16 protein-coding genes and 1 pseudogene are annotated in these 15,790 nt (G+C 69.1%); 9 read left to right on the top strand and 8 right to left on the bottom strand.

What is annotated here, in order from left to right; translation table 11 throughout:
* Positions 1 to 26: 26 nt before the first annotated feature.
* The gene (locus ACFPZ3_RS03715) at positions 27 to 713 is read left to right on the top strand and encodes a hypothetical protein (RefSeq protein ID WP_379512503.1); all 687 of its coding nucleotides are present in this window, start codon (positions 27 to 29) and stop codon (positions 711 to 713) included.
* A 12-nt stretch (positions 714 to 725) separates the two neighbouring features.
* Here the strand turns inward: ACFPZ3_RS03715 and ACFPZ3_RS03710 are convergent, their stop codons facing one another.
* The 4 genes from ACFPZ3_RS03710 to trxA form a co-directional block, all read right to left on the bottom strand.
* Positions 726 to 1,283, bottom strand: coding sequence for a dihydrofolate reductase family protein (locus ACFPZ3_RS03710; RefSeq protein WP_379512502.1), 558 nt, complete (start codon positions 1,281 to 1,283; stop codon positions 726 to 728).
* A gap of 430 nt (positions 1,284 to 1,713) precedes the next feature.
* Positions 1,714 to 2,790 (bottom strand): DNA integrity scanning diadenylate cyclase DisA, encoded by a 1,077-nt coding sequence (disA, locus tag ACFPZ3_RS03705; protein WP_379512501.1) that lies wholly within the window; start codon positions 2,788 to 2,790, stop codon positions 1,714 to 1,716.
* 39 nt (positions 2,791 to 2,829) lie between these two features.
* Positions 2,830 to 4,236: a DNA repair protein RadA gene (gene radA, locus ACFPZ3_RS03700; protein WP_379512500.1), complete on the bottom strand. Its 1,407-nt coding sequence runs from the start codon at positions 4,234 to 4,236 to the stop codon at positions 2,830 to 2,832.
* A 63-nt stretch (positions 4,237 to 4,299) separates the two neighbouring features.
* On the bottom strand, positions 4,300 to 4,605 hold the full coding sequence (gene trxA, locus ACFPZ3_RS03695) for a thioredoxin (protein ID WP_379512499.1): 306 nt from the start codon (positions 4,603 to 4,605) through the stop codon (positions 4,300 to 4,302).
* A gap of 155 nt (positions 4,606 to 4,760) precedes the next feature.
* Between trxA and ACFPZ3_RS03690 the strand changes: the two are divergent.
* Positions 4,761 to 5,955, top strand: a pseudogene (locus ACFPZ3_RS03690) (RNA-guided endonuclease InsQ/TnpB family protein); the annotation flags it as partial.
* Positions 5,956 to 5,989: 34 nt separating this feature from the next.
* Here ACFPZ3_RS03690 and ACFPZ3_RS03685 read toward each other — a convergent pair.
* Together ACFPZ3_RS03685 and ACFPZ3_RS03680 are read right to left on the bottom strand one after the other, a co-directional pair.
* On the bottom strand, positions 5,990 to 6,358 hold the full coding sequence (locus ACFPZ3_RS03685) for a MerR family transcriptional regulator (protein ID WP_379512498.1): 369 nt from the start codon (positions 6,356 to 6,358) through the stop codon (positions 5,990 to 5,992).
* A gap of 42 nt (positions 6,359 to 6,400) precedes the next feature.
* On the bottom strand, positions 6,401 to 7,099 hold the full coding sequence (locus tag ACFPZ3_RS03680; RefSeq protein ID WP_379512497.1) for a class I SAM-dependent methyltransferase: 699 nt from the start codon (positions 7,097 to 7,099) through the stop codon (positions 6,401 to 6,403).
* Between the two features lie 56 nt (positions 7,100 to 7,155).
* Between ACFPZ3_RS03680 and ACFPZ3_RS03675 the strand changes: the two genes are divergently transcribed.
* From ACFPZ3_RS03675 to ACFPZ3_RS03645, 7 genes are all read left to right on the top strand, one after another.
* Positions 7,156 to 7,965: a sugar phosphate isomerase/epimerase family protein gene (locus ACFPZ3_RS03675; protein WP_379512496.1), complete on the top strand. Its 810-nt coding sequence runs from the start codon at positions 7,156 to 7,158 to the stop codon at positions 7,963 to 7,965.
* Positions 7,962 to 8,735, top strand: coding sequence for a class I SAM-dependent methyltransferase (locus ACFPZ3_RS03670; protein ID WP_379512495.1), 774 nt, complete (start codon positions 7,962 to 7,964; stop codon positions 8,733 to 8,735). Before ACFPZ3_RS03675 ends, ACFPZ3_RS03670 begins: the two co-directional genes overlap by 4 nt.
* Positions 8,736 to 8,775: 40 nt before the next feature.
* Positions 8,776 to 9,360 (top strand): TetR/AcrR family transcriptional regulator, encoded by a 585-nt coding sequence (locus ACFPZ3_RS03665; protein WP_379512494.1) that lies wholly within the window; start codon positions 8,776 to 8,778, stop codon positions 9,358 to 9,360.
* 136 nt (positions 9,361 to 9,496) lie between these two features.
* Complete coding sequence (locus ACFPZ3_RS03660; protein WP_379512493.1) at positions 9,497 to 11,596, top strand: (Fe-S)-binding protein; 2,100 nt, start codon at positions 9,497 to 9,499, stop codon at positions 11,594 to 11,596.
* 148 nt (positions 11,597 to 11,744) lie between these two features.
* Positions 11,745 to 12,548, top strand: a complete 804-nt coding sequence (locus ACFPZ3_RS03655; RefSeq protein ID WP_379512492.1) for a hypothetical protein — start codon at positions 11,745 to 11,747, stop codon at positions 12,546 to 12,548.
* Positions 12,545 to 13,612 carry a glycosyltransferase gene (locus tag ACFPZ3_RS03650; RefSeq protein ID WP_379512491.1) on the top strand — a complete coding sequence of 356 codons (1,068 nt, stop codon included), beginning with the start codon at positions 12,545 to 12,547 and terminating at the stop codon, positions 13,610 to 13,612. Before ACFPZ3_RS03655 ends, ACFPZ3_RS03650 begins: the two co-directional genes overlap by 4 nt.
* A gap of 38 nt (positions 13,613 to 13,650) precedes the next feature.
* Positions 13,651 to 13,932: a metal-sensitive transcriptional regulator gene (locus ACFPZ3_RS03645; RefSeq protein ID WP_080044376.1), complete on the top strand. Its 282-nt coding sequence runs from the start codon at positions 13,651 to 13,653 to the stop codon at positions 13,930 to 13,932.
* Positions 13,933 to 14,037: 105 nt separating this feature from the next.
* Here ACFPZ3_RS03645 and ACFPZ3_RS03640 read toward each other — a convergent pair whose 3' ends face one another.
* Together ACFPZ3_RS03640 and ACFPZ3_RS03635 are read right to left on the bottom strand one after the other, a co-directional pair.
* Entirely contained in the window at positions 14,038 to 14,199 is a 162-nt protein-coding gene (locus ACFPZ3_RS03640; protein ID WP_020540796.1) for a hypothetical protein, read from the bottom strand.
* Between the two features lie 214 nt (positions 14,200 to 14,413).
* Positions 14,414 to 15,742: a hypothetical protein gene (locus ACFPZ3_RS03635; RefSeq protein WP_379512490.1), complete on the bottom strand. Its 1,329-nt coding sequence runs from the start codon at positions 15,740 to 15,742 to the stop codon at positions 14,414 to 14,416.
* Positions 15,743 to 15,790 lie beyond the last annotated feature (48 nt).

Here is a 15,790-nt window from a genome sequence, read left to right as displayed (position 1 = left end):
CGTCGCTCGCTCACCATCCTGGTGCTATGGATCCGGATACGATGCCTGGCGACGGCGGTGACATCTACTGGCGGCGCCGGATGAGCGTGCTGGTGGCCGTGCTCGTCGTGGTGGCCGTTGTGGCGTGGGCGTGCTCCAGCGGAGGCAGCGGCCCCGAACGTACGTCCAGCGCGCAGTCCTCCCCGAGCCCGGGCACCAGCGCCACGCCCGCCGCCGATCCGCTGCTGGCAGGGCTGCGTACGCTCGCCATGGGCACGGCGAGCCCGTCGCCCACGCCCACCACGCCGAAGGCGACGCCCGTACAGCGCCCCAAGCGGCCCGGGGAGCCGTGCGCCGAGGGGGACCTGGTGCTCAGCATGCAGGGCGGCAGGGAGCAGATCTACGCGGGTGAGTCCCGGCCCACCTTCCTGGTCACGCTGGTGAGCACGGGGCCGGTGATGTGCACGGCCGACGTGGGGCCCCGGGCGATGGAGATCCGCATCACCTCGGGGGCCGATCGCATCTGGTCCACGGCGGACTGCGTGAGCGGCGAGGGCACGGAGGTCAAGCAGTTGCAGCGCGGGGTGCCGTACGTACGGTCGCTGGAGTGGGACCGGCGGCGCTCCAGCTCCGACTGCCGCGCCACACCCCCGCCCGCCCTGCCCGGCACGTACGTGGCCATGGTCCGCATGGGGAAGATGCGCAGCACCAAGGGGGTCTTTCACCTCCGTTGAGACGCGCTGAGGTCAGGTGCGGTCGTAGCGCGTGATCACGATGTTCGAGTCGCAGGTACGTGACTCGACGAGCCGCAGGCCGAGGCGGTCCTCCCGGGGCAGGAACAGGGGCCTGCCGCCGCCGAGGACCACGGGGTGCACGGCGATGTGGTACTCGTCGATCAGGCCGTGCTCGGTCAGCGTGCCGGCCAGGCCGGAGCCGCCGGTCAGCAGCAGGTCCTTGCCGGGCCGCCGCTTGAGCTCGGCGACCTGCTCGGCGACGTTCTCGCTGATCACGGTGGCCCACTCCGTCCGCTCCAGGGTGGTCGAGACGACGATCTTCGGGGTGCCGCGCCAGATCGGTGCGAACTTCAGTACGTGGGGATGGTCGGAGAGCGACTCGGCGTCGGGCCAGAAGCTCGCCATGCCGTCCCAGACGCCGCGCCCGTACAGGAAGGTGTCGGATCGCCGGCTGAGGGCCTCCGAGTACGCGGACAGCTCCTCGCCCATGATCGGCCAGTCGAACTCGCCCTTGGGGCCGTCGATGTGGCCGTCGATCGAGGCGTGCACCCAGTGAATGATCTTGCGCATGGTCCCGGTTTCCCTTCGTCTTCCGCTTTTCGCGGAGGGGTCGGAGCCGGGCGTTCGTCCTCGACATCTGGGTGGAGGTCTTTCGCGAATTTCTGTGGAGCTTCATCCGGTCACCGCAACACCTGGCCCAGCTTGTCGGCGAAGGCGGCGGAATGGGGGCAGGAAGCCGGTTGGCCGCCGGGAAAGGTCTCGGCTTCGACGCCGAGGCGTTCAATGGCGACAGGTAACCAGGTGTCGCGTCCGGGGAGCGCGAGGGGCTGGCAAGTCCCTCGCCCGGGATCGCGGCCGAGCCGCGATCCCATTGAATACAGCCCTTGCGGGGCGAGGACCGTGCTGTTGCGGGGTCGAAGGGGCGGAGCCCCTGGGAGGCAGGGCCCGAGTTATCGCAAGGCGCGTGAGCGCCCCCATGCGAGGACCTTGCTTGGGGGCGTCAGACGTAGCGTTCGAGGATGGAGGATTCGGCCAGGCGGGAGAGGCCCTCGCGGACGCTTCTGGCTCTGGATTCGCCGACGCCTCCGACAGCCTGCAGGTCGTCGATGCTGGCCGCCAAGAGTTTCTGCAGGCCGCCGAAATGGTTGACCAGTCTGTCGACGACCGTCGCGGGGAGGCGGGGGACCTTGGCCAGGAGGCGGAAACCCCTGGGGCTCACGGGGCTGTCCAGTTGCTCGGTGCCGTTGTGGCCCAGGACTCTGGACACGGCTGAGAGGTCCAGGAGTTCGTTGCCCGACAGCTTGTCGAGGTCGTGCATCGCCTCCTGGAGGCGTCTCTGGCGGCGGCCGGCGGGGGCAGGGAGGTAGTCGCGGATGACCAGCTCGCGTTCCGAGTCGACTCCGGCCACCAGCTCGTCCAGCTGGAGGGAGAGCAGGCGGCCGTCGGTGCCCAGCTCCACCACGTAGCCCTTGATCTCGTCGGAGATGCGACGGACCATTTCCAGGCGTTGCGCGACCGCCGACACGTCTCTGACCGTGACCAGGTCTTCGATCTCCAGGGCCGACAGGGTGCCGGAGACCTCGTCGAGGCGGTGTTTGTAGCGCTCTAGGGTGGCCAGGGCCTGGTTGGCCTTGGAGAGGATGGCGGCCGACTCTTCCAGCACGTAGCGGATGCCGTCGAGGTAGAGGGCGATGATGCGCATCGACTTGCTGATGGCGATGATCGGCAGGCTCGTCTGCAGGGCCACGCGCTGGGCGGTGCGGTGGCGGGTGCCGGACTCGTCGGTGGGGATGGAGGGGTCGGGCACGAGGTGCACGGCGGCGCGCACGATCTTCTGGTCGGCGCTCACCACGATGGCACCGTCCATCTTGGCCAGCTCACGGAGCCTGGTGGCCGAGAACTCGACGTCCAGCTCGAAACCGCCGCTGCAGACCTCGTCGACGACCCTGTTGTAGCCCAGCACGATCAGCCCGCCGGTCTGCCCGCGCAGGATTCGCTCCAGGCCGTCGCGCAGAGGTGTGCCCGGTGCCACAGCGGCCAGAGCTTCGCGACGGCGGTCGTCCAGACTCCTGTCCACCTGACCCCCGTGTCGATCGGTCACCTCAGCTTAGCCGCGCTATGTGACGTGTGTGAGTGCGTCCCAGACGTTCTCCGCCTGGACCACCTCGAACCCGGGCGCGAACGCCACCGGCCCCACCGGCACCAGGGCGCGCTGGCCGCCGCGCCTGTTGCCGACTTCTTCAAGGGATCCGGTGGGTACGAGAGCGCGCTTGAAACCGAGCCTCGCCGCCTCCGTGAGCCGCCTGCGCACGTCCTTGACCGGGCGCAGCTCACCCGCCAATCCCACCTCCCCCAGCGCGACCAGGCCGGCGGGCAGCGGCTTGTCGCCTGCGGCGCTGGCGACGGCGAGCATGAGCGCCAGGTCCACGGCCGGATCGGACAGCTTGATGCCGCCGACCGTCGCGGTGAACACGTCGCAGCCCCCGAGCCGGGCGTTGAGCCGGCGCTCCAGGACGGCCAGGATCATCTGCACCCGGTAGGAGTCGAGACCCGACGACGTGCGCCTGGGCTGCTGGGCCTCCGTGCGGGCGACCAGGGCCTGAACCTCGGCGGGCAGCGGGCGGGTGCCCTCCACGGTGACGGTGACGCAGGTGCCGGGCACCGGCTCGCTGCGCCGGGAGACGAACAGCCCGCTCGGGTCGGTGATGCCCTCGATGCCCCGCTCGTGCAGGTCGAAGCAGCCGACCTCGTCGGTGGGGCCGAACCTGTTCTTGATCGCGCGCACCATGCGCAGCCTGGAGTGGCGGTCGCCCTCGAAGCTGAGCACGACGTCCACCAGGTGCTCCAGCGTGCGTGGGCCGGCGATGGAGCCCTCTTTGGTGACGTGGCCCACGAGGACGGTGGCCATGTTGCGCTCCTTGGCCAGACGCACCAGGTTGGCCGCCACCTCCCGGACCTGCGTCACCCCGCCGGCCACACCGGTGCCCTGCGCGGAGCCGATCGTCTGGACCGAGTCGACCACCAGCATGCTCGGCTGGACCTTCTCCACGTGCGTCACCAGGGCCGACAGCTCGGTCTCCGCGGCGAGGTAGAGCTGGTCCTGGATCGCGCCGATGCGGTCGGCCCGCAGGCGCACCTGGGCCGCCGACTCCTCGCCCGTCACGTAGAGCACGGTCGTGCGCTCGGCGATGCGGGCGGCCGCCTCCAGCAGGAGCGTGGACTTGCCGATGCCGGGCTCGCCCGCCAGCAGCACGACCGCGCCGGGCACCATGCCGCCGCCCAGCACCCGGTCGAGCTCGGCCACGCCGGTCGTGCGGGCGGTCGCCGTCTCGGCCTTGACCTGGCCGATCGGGAGGGCGGGCGCGGTGGTCGCCCCCGCCTGGACGACGTTGACCCCGGCGCGGGCCCCCTCCTCGTCGACAGTGCCCCAAGCCTGGCACTCGCCGCACCTGCCCACCCACTTGGTGGTGCGCCATCCGCATTCGGCACAGCGGTATCCGGGCTTCTGGGCAGTCTTGGCCATGCGGAGCAGGCTAGCGGCTTACGCCGACAATCTTCGAGATGTACGCCTCCGGGCTTGGAGGGATCAGGACAGGCCGAGCTCGGAAACGAGCAGGCGCTTGGGCTTGGCGCCCACGATCTGCTTGACCGGCTCGCCGTTCTCGAACAGCAACATCGTCGGCACGGCCATCACGCCGTACCGGGCCATGATCTCGGGGTTGGCGTCGGTGTCGAGCTTGCCGATCGTCAGCCCGTGCTCGGCCTCGATCTGCTCCAGCACCGGCCCCAGCATCCGGCACGGCCCGCACCACTCCGCCCAGAACTCGACCAGCACCGGCTTGTCGCTCTTGAGTACCTGCTCCTCGTAGTTGTCCGTGGTCAGCGTGATCATCTTTATCAAATACCTCCGAGGAAAACCCCGCCTTCAGGCGGGGGAGGAATGGGACGCCTGCGGAGCAGGGCAAGGGCAGGCGGTTCGCCGTCGGGCGGGCCGCTGTATCGAACATCAGCACGACAGGCGCGAGATCGTGGCGTAGAGTGTCCGGTGTGGCACACACCGTGAAGCGGGGGTACAAGTACCGCTTCTACCCGACCCCCGAGCAGGCCGCTGGGCTGGCCCGCACGTTCGGGTGCGTGCGCCTGGTCTACAACAAGGCTCTGGAGGAACGCACCCGCGCCCACGCCGCCGGGAACCGCCGCGTGTCCTATGGGGAGTCGTCGGCCGCGTTGACGGCGTGGAAGCGCAGCGACGCCCTCGCCTTCCTGGGTGAGGTGTCGTCGGTGCCGTTGCAGCAGTCGTTGCGCCATCTGCAGGCGGCGTTCGCGAACTTCTTCGCCAAACGCGCCAAATATCCCACGCTCAAGTCCCGCAAGCGGTCGCGGGCCTCGGCGGAGTACACGCGTTCGGCGTTTCGCTGGCGTGAGGGGCGGTTGACGCTGGCGAAGATGGATGCTCCGCTGGCGATCGTGTGGTCGCGTCCGCTGCCGGAGGGGGCGCAGCCGTCCACGGTGACCGTGTCCCGGGATGCGGCGGGCCGCTGGTTCGTGTCCATCCTCGTGGAGGAGAAGATCAGCCCGCTGTCTCCCGCTGATCGGAGCGTGGGGGTGGACGCGGGCATCACCGCGCTGGCCACGCTGTCCACCGGAGAGAAGATCGCCAACCCGCGTCACGAACAACAAGATCGGCGCAGGCTGGCCCGGGCGCAGCGGGCGCTTTCCCGCAAGCAGAAGGGGTCGGCGAACCGGGCCAGGGCCCGGCTTGCGGTGGCGCGCATTCATGCCCGGATCGCCGACCGCCGTCGGGATCACCTGCATCAGGTCAGCACACGGCTTGTTCACGAGAACCAAGTGATCGCCGTCGAAGACCTGCCCGTCCGCAACATGGTCAAGAACCGCAGCCTGGCACGGGCGATCGCGGACGCCTCCTGGCGGGAACTGCGGACCATGCTGGAATACAAGGCTCGCTGGTATGGGCGCACGCTGGTGGTGTTGGATCGCTGGTTCCCCTCCTCCAAGCTCTGCTCGGCCTGCGGGGCCCTGCAAGAGCGGATGCCGTTGCACCTGCGGGAGTGGACGTGCGCCTGTGGCGCGGTCCACGACCGGGATGTGAACGCGGCCAAAAACGTGCTCGCCGCCGGGCTGGCGGAGAGCTGAAACGCCTGTGGAGCTGGTGTAAGACCTCAACGAGAGCCTCCTCTCAGGCGGGCGACCGGCGGTGAAGCAGGAACCCTCACGGGCGACCGTGGGAATCCCCCTTGTTGACGAGGGGGAGGATGTCAACCCTTCACAAAACAGCCTGGGCACGACTGGGCGAGCTGGGCGGCCACCTCGGCGCGGCGGGCCAGCAGGAGGCGGATCTCCTGGTCGATCTCGCTGAGCTTGCGCTCGTAGACCTCGACCGACTCCGAGCACGCCCCGCCCGAGCTGTGCCCGCGTCGCAGGCAGTCCACGAACGGCCGGGTCTCCTCCAGCGTGAAGCCGATCTGGAGCAGGGCCCGGATCTCGGTCACCAGCCTGACGTCGTCCTCTCGGTAGGCGCGGTAGCCGTTGGATCCGCGGCGTGAATGCAGCAGCCCGTGCTGCTCGTAGTACCGGAGTGAGCGGGTGCTCACCCCGGTGCGTTCCGCCAGCTCACCGATGCGCATAGGACCACGGTAAACATTGACACTGGCGTCAATGTCAAGGGGTCAGAAGTAACGCCAGCGAAGGACGTTCGGATAGGGCAGCTCCAGGCCCGGCGTCTCGGCGATGGCCTGCTCGGCCACCTCGGGCGTGAACTCGATGCGCAGCACTGCTTCGAGGTCCGCCCGCCGCTGGAACGTCATGCGCAGGTCGAGCGCCCGCCGCTGCCAGCCCTGCCGGTCCCAGAACGCCTCGACCTCGCGGGCGGAGTAGGCCGGCACGGTACGCGAGAACCAACGGCCGAACGAGCCCCGGGTGGCGTCGAGGTCGAGGACGAAGGCCGCCCCGCCCCGGCGTACGACCCGGGACAGTTCGCGCAGTCCCGGCTCACAGCCGGGCCCGAAGAAGTACGCCCATCGCGCCATGGCCACGTCCACCCCGGCGTCCGGCAGCGGCAGGTCCTGGGCCGTGGCGGCGTGCACGCTCACGTTGGCCAGCCCGGCGCAACGCCGGCGGGCCAGCACGGCGAGGTCCCCGTGCGGCTCCACGCCGATCACGTGGGACGCCTCCGCGGCCAGGACCGGCAGGTGGTAGCCGGTGCCGCAGCCGATGTCGAGCACGGTGGCGTCGTCCCAGGGGCGCAGGGCGCGCATCGCCGAGTCGGCCGCGCCCTCGGGGTCGACGGCGCGGTTCTCCAGCTCGTAGACCTGGGGTGTGTTCCAGATGTTCGGGCTCGGGATCGCACCTTTCGCTATCCGTGGCATGCCTTAACGCTAGGGCCTCGCGCGCCAGATCGGCTTGTCCGGCTTAGGCTGGCAGCGTGGCTGACGTCATCCGAGTGCCCAATGCGAAGATCGCGTTGAGCACCGCTTCGGTATATCCGGAACGCACTCCTGACGCGTTCGAACTGGCCGCGCGCCTCGGCTACGACGGCGTGGAGATCATGGTCGGCGCCGACCCGGTGAGCCAGGACATCGACGTGATCGAACGGCTTTCCGAGCATTATGAGATACCCGTTCTGGCCATCCACGCGCCCTGTCTGCTGGTCACCCAGCGGGTTTGGGGCCGTGACCCGTGGGCCAAACTGGTCAAGGCGCAGAAGGCGGCCGAGCGGCTGGGGGCCTCGACGGTCGTGGTGCATCCGCCGTTCCGCTGGCAGCGCGAATACGCCCGCGACTTCGAGCACGGCCTGGCCAGGATGCGCGACGAGACAGGTGTCAAGTTCGCGGTGGAGAACATGTTCCCGCTGCGCGCCAGGGGCAACGACGTGGTGCCCTACTCGCCCGACTGGAACCCGATCGACTACGACTTCCCGCAGGTCACGCTGGACCTGTCGCACACGGCCGTGTCGGGCTCCGACGCCATGGAGATGGCCGTCAAGCTCGGCGACAGGCTGGCGCACCTGCACCTGGCCGACGGCCTGGGCGTGACGAACAAGGACGAGCACCTGGTGCCCGGCAGGGGCAACCAGCCGTGCGCGCGGATGCTGGAGCGGCTGGCCGGCACCGGCTACACGGGGCTCGTGGTCCTGGAGATCAACACCCGCAAGGCGGCCAGCCGCACCGAGCGGATCGACGATCTGGCGGAGGGGCTGGCCTTCGCCCGGCTGCACCTGGCGGCGTCCACATGAAGACAGGGCCGATCAAGGATCTGGGCAGAGCCTTCGACCGGGTGGCCGACGCGTACGACGCGGGGCGGCCCTGCTACCCCGACGAGCTCTACCACGCGCTGACCGACGTGTCCGGCATCGACCTCGACGGCGCCACCACGGTCGACGTCGGCGCGGGCACCGGCATCATGACGCGCGCGCTGAGGGCGCGCGGCTCGCAGGTCATCGCGGTGGACCCGGGCGAGGCGATGCTGACGCGGCTGGTGTCCAGGGCCGCCGACAGGCAGGGCACGCCGCTGGCCGCCGTGCTGGCCGACGGCAACGAGCTGCCGCTGGCCGACGGGGTGGCGGATCTGGTGACGTACGCGCAGTCGTGGCACTGGCTGGATCCCGTGGCCTCGATCACCGAGGCGCGGCGGGTGCTCAGGCCGGAGGGGGCCATCGCGGGTTGCTGGAACTTCCATCACGCGGCGCAGGCCGAGTGGCTGGCGGCCTATGAGGCGCGGCTGGCGGAGGAGGTCTCCTCCTACTGGGGGCCGGCGGTGGAGGAGTGGTCGGTGCCGCCGATCGCCGCGGCCTTCGAGGTGATCGAGGAGCGCTGGATCCCCTGGACCAGGCTGATCGGCATCGAGCAGTTCCTGCTCGACCTGCGCTCCCACTCGTACATGGCGGCGTTGTCGCCCGAGCGCGCCGACGAGCTGGTCGGGCGGCAGCGGGCGGAGTTGCGCAAGGAGTTCCCAGAAGGCGTGCTCTCCGTGCCGATGCGGGTCTATCTGGCGGTGGGCAAGTGACACAGGGGAGGGCGGCCGAGCCACCTCAGGGGGAGAGGCCATGAGCGCGGTGAAGAGGCGTCCTGGGCGCAGGCCGGGGTCGGCCGACACACGTGGGGAGATTCTCACGGCGGCGCGCAGGGTGTTCGCCGAGAAGGGGTTCGACAAGGCGACCGTGCGGGGCATCGCCAGGGAGGCGAAGGTCGATCCCGCGCTCGTACATCACTATTTCGACACAAAAGAGGGCATGTTCGTCGCTGCGATGCAGCTTCCGATCACCCCTCAGGAGATCATCCCGCTGTTGCTGGAGGGCCCGCGCGAGGAGATCGGGGAGCGGCTCGTACGCATGATCCTGCGCGTCACCGCCAGCCCCGAGACCCGCGAGCCGATGGTGGCGCTGATCCGCTCGGCCATGACGAACGACCAGGCGCTCGCCATGTTCAGGGAGTTCATCTCGAACGCCCTGCTCTTCCAGGTGGCCGACCGGTTCCAGGTGCCGCACCTGCGCATCGAGGCGGCCTTCGCGCAGATGTTCGGCGTGATCATGGGCCGCTACGTGATCAAACTGGAACCGCTGGCGAGCGCCAGTCACGACGAGCTCGTCGAGCTGCTCGCGCCGACCGTCCAGAGGTACTTCACGGGATAGAGCATTGTTCTGGAGACGGCGATGACCTTAGGGTATGTCGAGTGACCAAGTAAAGTTACTCGTGGGTAGGATTGTGAGGCATGCCTGCGCAGCGGGTGACCGTACGCTGACAGCATCGTCGTCTTGGGAGGATCCCGTGCTCTGGGTAGCCATCATCGGGCTCGTCATGACCGTCCTGGCGGTGGGCGTGGCCGGCCGCAGGGTGATGTTCCTGTTCCGGCTCGCGACCGTGGGGCCGCCCGCCCCCGAGCGGATCGACTATGCCAGGACACATGTGGGCGATGAGGTCAAGGCGCAGCTCGTCGAGGTGTTCGGGCAGAAGAAGCTGCTCAAGTGGACACCGTCGGGCACCGCCCACTTCTTCGTCATGTGGGCGTTCTTCATCTTGCTGACCGTCTATGTGGAGGCGTACGGCGCGATCATCCAGGGGGCGATCACCGGCACCCCCGACTTCCACATCCCGCTCATCGGGACCTGGGGCGTGCTCGGCTTCCTGCAGGACTTCATCGCGGTGGCGTGCCTGCTCGGCCTGGTCGCCTTCGCGATCATCCGGGTCAAGAACTCTCCCAAGTCGCTGGGCCGCGACTCCCGCTTCTCCGGCTCGCACCTGGGCGGCGCGTGGCTCGTGCTGTTCATGATCTTCAACATCATCTGGACGTTGTTCCTGGCCAGGGGCGCGGCCGCGGCCAACGGGAACTTCCCCTACTCCTCGGGCGCGTTCGTCTCGCTCGGGCTCGGCGACGTGCTGCCGGCCAGCTCGCTGCTGGAGGAGATCGCGCTGATCCTGCACATCGGCTTCATGCTGGTGTTCCTGGTCATCGTGGTGAACTCCAAGCACCTGCACATCTTCACCGCCCCGCTCAACGTGCTCTTCTCCCGCCGCCCCGACGGCCTCGGCGGCGCGCAGGAGATGCGCGTGGACGGCAAGGTGGTCGACTTCGAGGACGAGGACCTCGATCCTGAGCGGCTCGGGCGCGGCAAGATCGGCGACACCACGTGGAAGGGCTTCCTCGACTTCTACTCCTGTACGGAGTGCGGCCGCTGCCAGTCGCAGTGCCCCGCGTGGAACACCGACAAGCCGCTGTCACCGAAGATGCTCATCCTCGACCAGCGCGACCACGCCTTCGCGGTGGCCCCTTATTTGATGGCGGCAAACCAGGAGCACCAAGACACGGATGTGCTGGCGCTGCTGAACAAGCCGCTCGTCGGCGAGGAGGGCGTGATCCACCCCGACGTGCTCTGGTCCTGCACCAACTGCGGCGCCTGCGTCGAGCAGTGCCCGGTGGACATCGAGCACATCGACCACATCCTCGACATGCGCCGCTACCAGGTGATGGTGGAGTCGTCGTTCCCGTCCGAGGCGGGGGTGATGGTGAAGAACCTGGAGAACAAGGGCAACCCGTGGGGGATGTCCGAAATGAAGCGGGCCGACTGGATCGAGGACCTGGACTTCGAGGTCGAGGTCGTCGAGGAGAAGATGCCCGAGGACGCCGAATACCTGTTCTGGGTGGGCTGCGCGGGCGCGCTGGAGGATCGGGCCAAGAAGACCACGAAGGCCGTCGCGGAGCTGCTGCACATCGCGGGCGTGAAGTTCGCGGTGCTCGGGCCGATGGAGGCGTGCACGGGCGACCCGGCGCGGCGGCTGGGCATGGAATACCTGTTCAACATGCTCGCCCAGCAGAACATCGAGACGCTCAACGAGGCCGGCGTGAAGAAGATCGTGGCCACGTGCCCGCACTGCTTCAACACCCTCGCTAACGAGTATCCGCAGCTCGGCGGCACCTACGAGGTCGTGCACCACACGCAGTTGCTCTCGAAGCTGGTCGACGAGGGCCTGCTCACCCCGGTCACGCCGATCGAGGAGAAGATCACCTACCACGACCCGTGCTTCCTCGGCCGCCACAACAAGGTCTACTCCCAGCCCCGCGACATCATGTCGAAGGTCCCCGGGGTGCAGACCCAGGAGATGCACCGCCACAAGGACCGCGGCTTCTGCTGCGGCGCCGGAGGGGCGCGCATGTGGATGGAGGAGCGCATCGGCAAGCGCATCAACACCGAGCGGGTGGACGAGGCGCTGACCACGAACCCTGACACGGTCTCCACCGCCTGTCCGTTCTGCATGGTGATGCTGGGCGACGCCATCAACGAGAAGAAGAACAGCGGCGAGGCCAAGGAATCACTCGAAGTCGTGGACGTCGCGCAGCTCTTGATCAAGTCGGTCAAGGGAGCTTCCTGACTGCTGTCAGTCGGACTCCTCCACACCTGCTGTGGAGGAGTTTCCCACGTCAATGGGGCTGGCTACCCGAAACCTGGCATCCACATAACGGGAAAATCACGGTAACCTCAACGTCGCATGGCCTTATTCGACGGGGAGGGGGCTCGTGATGGGCGTCGTTGTCACGGACGCCGAAGTCACCCTGGCCGACGTGCTCTCGCTCCGACTCGCCATCGACGAACCACTGGAAGACGGCACCGAACTCGTTCTCAGGCATCGCACCACGGGGGTGGAACGCGACGTGCTGCTCGGAACTCCACGCGCTCGGGCGCGCGAGGTCTCGCTGGCGGTCTCGCTGGCGCCGCTGGAGCTCACCACCGGGCGCTGGGACGCCTACCTGCGCCATGAAGGCAAGCGCAGCAGGCTGCGCAGCGTCGATCCGGGCTTCTCGCTCGACCACCTCGACGCCTACTCGCTCTGCCAACGGACCCTCGCCTACCGCTCCTACCGCACCCGCAACGGTTTTCTGGCGCTGAAGATCTCCGACGCCGAGCCGGTGGCCGAGGTGCGCTCCATCTGGTTCAGGGAGGGCCGCTTCGAGGTGATGGGCCTGCTGGCCTTCACCGGCCTCGAGGACGACGACTCGCGCCACGAGGCCATGCTGACCCTGGACCGCAGGCAGACCAGCGCGCACCTGTCGGCCACGGCCACGGTGCAGGGCGTGCGCTTCCACGCCGCCGTCTCGCTCGTGGACGTGCTGGCCGCCGACCCCGACGGCGCCGCGAACTCCGGCACCTGGGAGCCCGCGCTGGAGGTCGACGGCGTGCCCACGCCGCTGCGGCTCGGCGCGCGGCACGACGACGTGGACGGCAAACGCCGGCGCCTGCACTATCCGTCGGCCAGAGTGGACGACGTGCTCATCCAGCCCTGCTACACCGCGGACGACGAGCTGCGGATCGAGGTCGGCGGATGAAGGTCAGCCTGGTCCTCGCCTCCGCGTACGGCATGCGCGGCGACGTGCGCGCCACGCTGAACCTGGCCACCGCGCTGGCCGAGCGCCACGACGTCGAGGTGATCAGCGTCAGGCGGCAGAAGGAGAAGCCGTTCTTCCCCATCGGCCCCAAGGTCACCATGCGCAGCGTGGTCGACGCCCGTCCCGGGGTCAGGCACCTGCTGCCGCGCGGGCAGGTAGGCACCGAGGTGGCGCTCTGGCGGGTGCTGCGCAACCTCAAGTCCGACGTGCTCATCACGACGAGGCCGGGAATCGGCGTCCAGGCCGCCAGGCACGCGCCGCGCGAAACGATCAAGATCGCCAGGGAGTGGGGCCGGCCGGCCGTGCCGGGTCCCGTCAAACGCTTCTATCCGCGCCTGAGCGCCGTCGTGACGGCCACGGAGTCGGCCCAGGAGGAGTGGAGCAAGCTCCTCGGCGACGGGCCCTCCGTGCTCAGCGTGCTGGACGCGCTGCCGAACGGCCCGTGGCCGCGCTCGCGGATGGACAACCGCATCGTGGCCGCGGGCGGGCGGTGGGTGCCGGTGAAGGCGTACGACCGGCTGATCAGGTCGTTCGCGATCGTGGCCGACAAGCGGCCCGACTGGCGGCTTCGGCTGTACGGAGGCGGCCCCGAGGAGCGGCGGCTGCGCTCGCTGGTGCGCGAACTCAACCTGCACAACCACGTCTACTTCATGGGCACCACGCCGGACCTGGCGGGCGAGTTCGCCAAGGCGTCGATCGTGGCCAACACCTCGCGCAGCGAGGACCTCGGCATGACGGTGCTGGAGGCCATGGGGTGCGGGGTGCCCGTGGTGGCCTTCGAGGGCGCCAGGGGGCCCAGGGAGTTCGTGGCGACGGGGTACAACGGGGTGCTGGTGCCCGAGGTGGACAGCGACCTGCAGTTGTTCGCCGGCGCGCTGCTGGCGCTGATCGACGACGAGCGCAGGCGGCGCTCGCTGGCGGCGGGCGCGCGTGACACGGCCGCGCGGCACGCGGCCGACGAGGTGGCCGAGCAGTGGGAGAAGCTGATCGCCGACCTCCGCTGACGACAGGCCCTCATACCTGTTACGGGTACCGTAGGAGCATGCATGGGTACAGCGGAGACAAGCAGGCATATCTGACGCGCCTGCGGCGAATCGAGGGGCAGATCAGAGGTCTGCAACGCATGGTCGATGACGACGCCTACTGCATCGACGTGCTCACCCAGGTCTCCGCGGCGACCAGGGCGCTGCAGGCGGTGGCGCTGGGGCTGCTGGAAGAGCACATCTCGCACTGCGTGGCCGACGCGATCAACACGGGCGGTCCCGAGGCCGAGGCGAAGGTGAAGGAGGCGTCCGCGGCCATCGCGCGCCTCGTCCGTTCGTAAGTCGTACGACGTTCTCGTCCGTAAGTCGGAGACCGGCCAGTGGATTGACTAGTTATGGGAAACCCCGGGAACTAGGTCCCCGGGGCTAGTAATCGAGTTGGTCCTTCAGCGGCTCGCCGAAGTCCGCAATCCGAGCGCGTCGTCGAGTTCGTCCAAGGTCAGCCGCCGCTCGCTGACTGCCACAGCGGTAAGCACCTCGGCGTAGAGCGCAATCTCGTCCAACGCGACACGGTCGTGGACCCGAGAGTCCAGGTCGTCGTGCCCCACCGCGTCGTCCTTCCTTCCGCAGCCCACACCCTCTACGAGGTTACGGCGGAGGCCCTTCCGGCGACATGGCCCATCGGAGTCATTCCTTTCCGCGCCGCGGGGCCCCTGGTGGGATCATTTCCCGAATCCGAGATCACAATTCAGCGTATTTGCTGTTATCAGAAGTGTTAGAACGATATAGGAGGAGTAAGAGGGAAATAGCGGCATTTGTGGTTTAAGTGAGACCCGTGTGGTTGTCGTCCCGTTCGTGCACCATCCTGCGTACGAGCGCCGCCTGCCCGGCCAGCCCCCGCTCCGGCACCTTGGCCCCCGTCAGACGCCCCCAGGCGAGCCCCGTGGCGTACGCGGCCCCGAGCACCGCCGCCGCGCTCCCCCGGTCCGGTGGCGCCACCTCCAGCACCGGCGCGGGCGCGGTCGAGACCCCGCCCGTACGGACCGGGAAGCCCTCCGGCTCCGTCGACTCGGCGGCCGACGTCCCGGTGCGCCCCGCGAGCCGCAACTCCTCGTACGCCAGCCGCAGCCGATGGTCCAGCCGCCCCGGCAGCGCCCCCTTGGAGTCGGACAGGTCGGCCAGGAACCCGGCCGCCGCCCGCCGGGGGTCCGGCACGAAGGACAGGGCCTCCACGAGGTCGTACAGGGCGTGGGAGAAGTGCGCCTCGGAGTCGGTCTCCACGTGCAGGGCCCGGCACAGCCGCGCGGGGCAGCGCTCCAGCCACGCCCGCCGTACGGCCTCGTCGTCCTCGTGCAGGTCGTCGAGGCCCGGGCGGCGCAGAATGGGCTCGACCATCGTGAGCAGCGCGAGCGCGCGCGGCCTGAAGCGGGTGTCGAGGAGCAGGATCTGGGCGGTGTCCGCCATGATGGCGGCCAGCCTGAGCGCGGCCCGCGGCTGACCGGCCCGCAGGCGCTCCGCCACCAGCGTGACGAGGTTGAGCAGCGGCGGCGCGGGCAGCCAGCGCACCCACTCGTCGCCGGGCAGCGAGCGGCGCAGATATTCGCCGAACACCGTGATCAGCCGCTCGTTGCCGTCGAAGGCGGGCGCGTACGCGCACCACATGACCGTCCCCCAGACGGCCGCCACCGTGCTCGGCACGTCGGAGGCGAAGATCTCGCCGAACGCCGTCAGCGGGTAGTCCAGCTCCGACTTGAGCCCGGCGCCGCGTACGAGCTGCCTGACCTGCTCGGTGAGGTGCGCGGGCACGTCGGGCCCGACGAACGACTGCGTGGAGCCTGGCTCGGCGTGGAAGTCGTGGCCGGGCGGCACCACGGAGTCGGGCAGCACCCCCGCGGGATGCCCCACCTGACGCGCCCGCGTGCCCCTCGGCGGCGGGGCGAGGTGCCAGCGGCCGTCGGCGGGATCGTGCAGATGCCAGCGCGCGTGCGCGCCGAAAAGCCAGCGATCTCCCGCTGGAGTCACAAGGATTCTCACTGCCAGCACATGGGCGCGATCAGGCACGGAAAGCCCCTGCCAGCGCGGGTCCGCGACCATCGCGCGGACCTCCGCCTCGGCGGCGGTGAACGCATCCCAGGGTGGCACGGCGGTCATCGTACTGGGAGTACTCGGATCATCCATCGGCATTTCACGGCAGAATGG

Source organism: Nonomuraea insulae (genome assembly GCF_042656245.1).
This window is presented reverse-complemented; position numbering and strand designations above follow the sequence as displayed.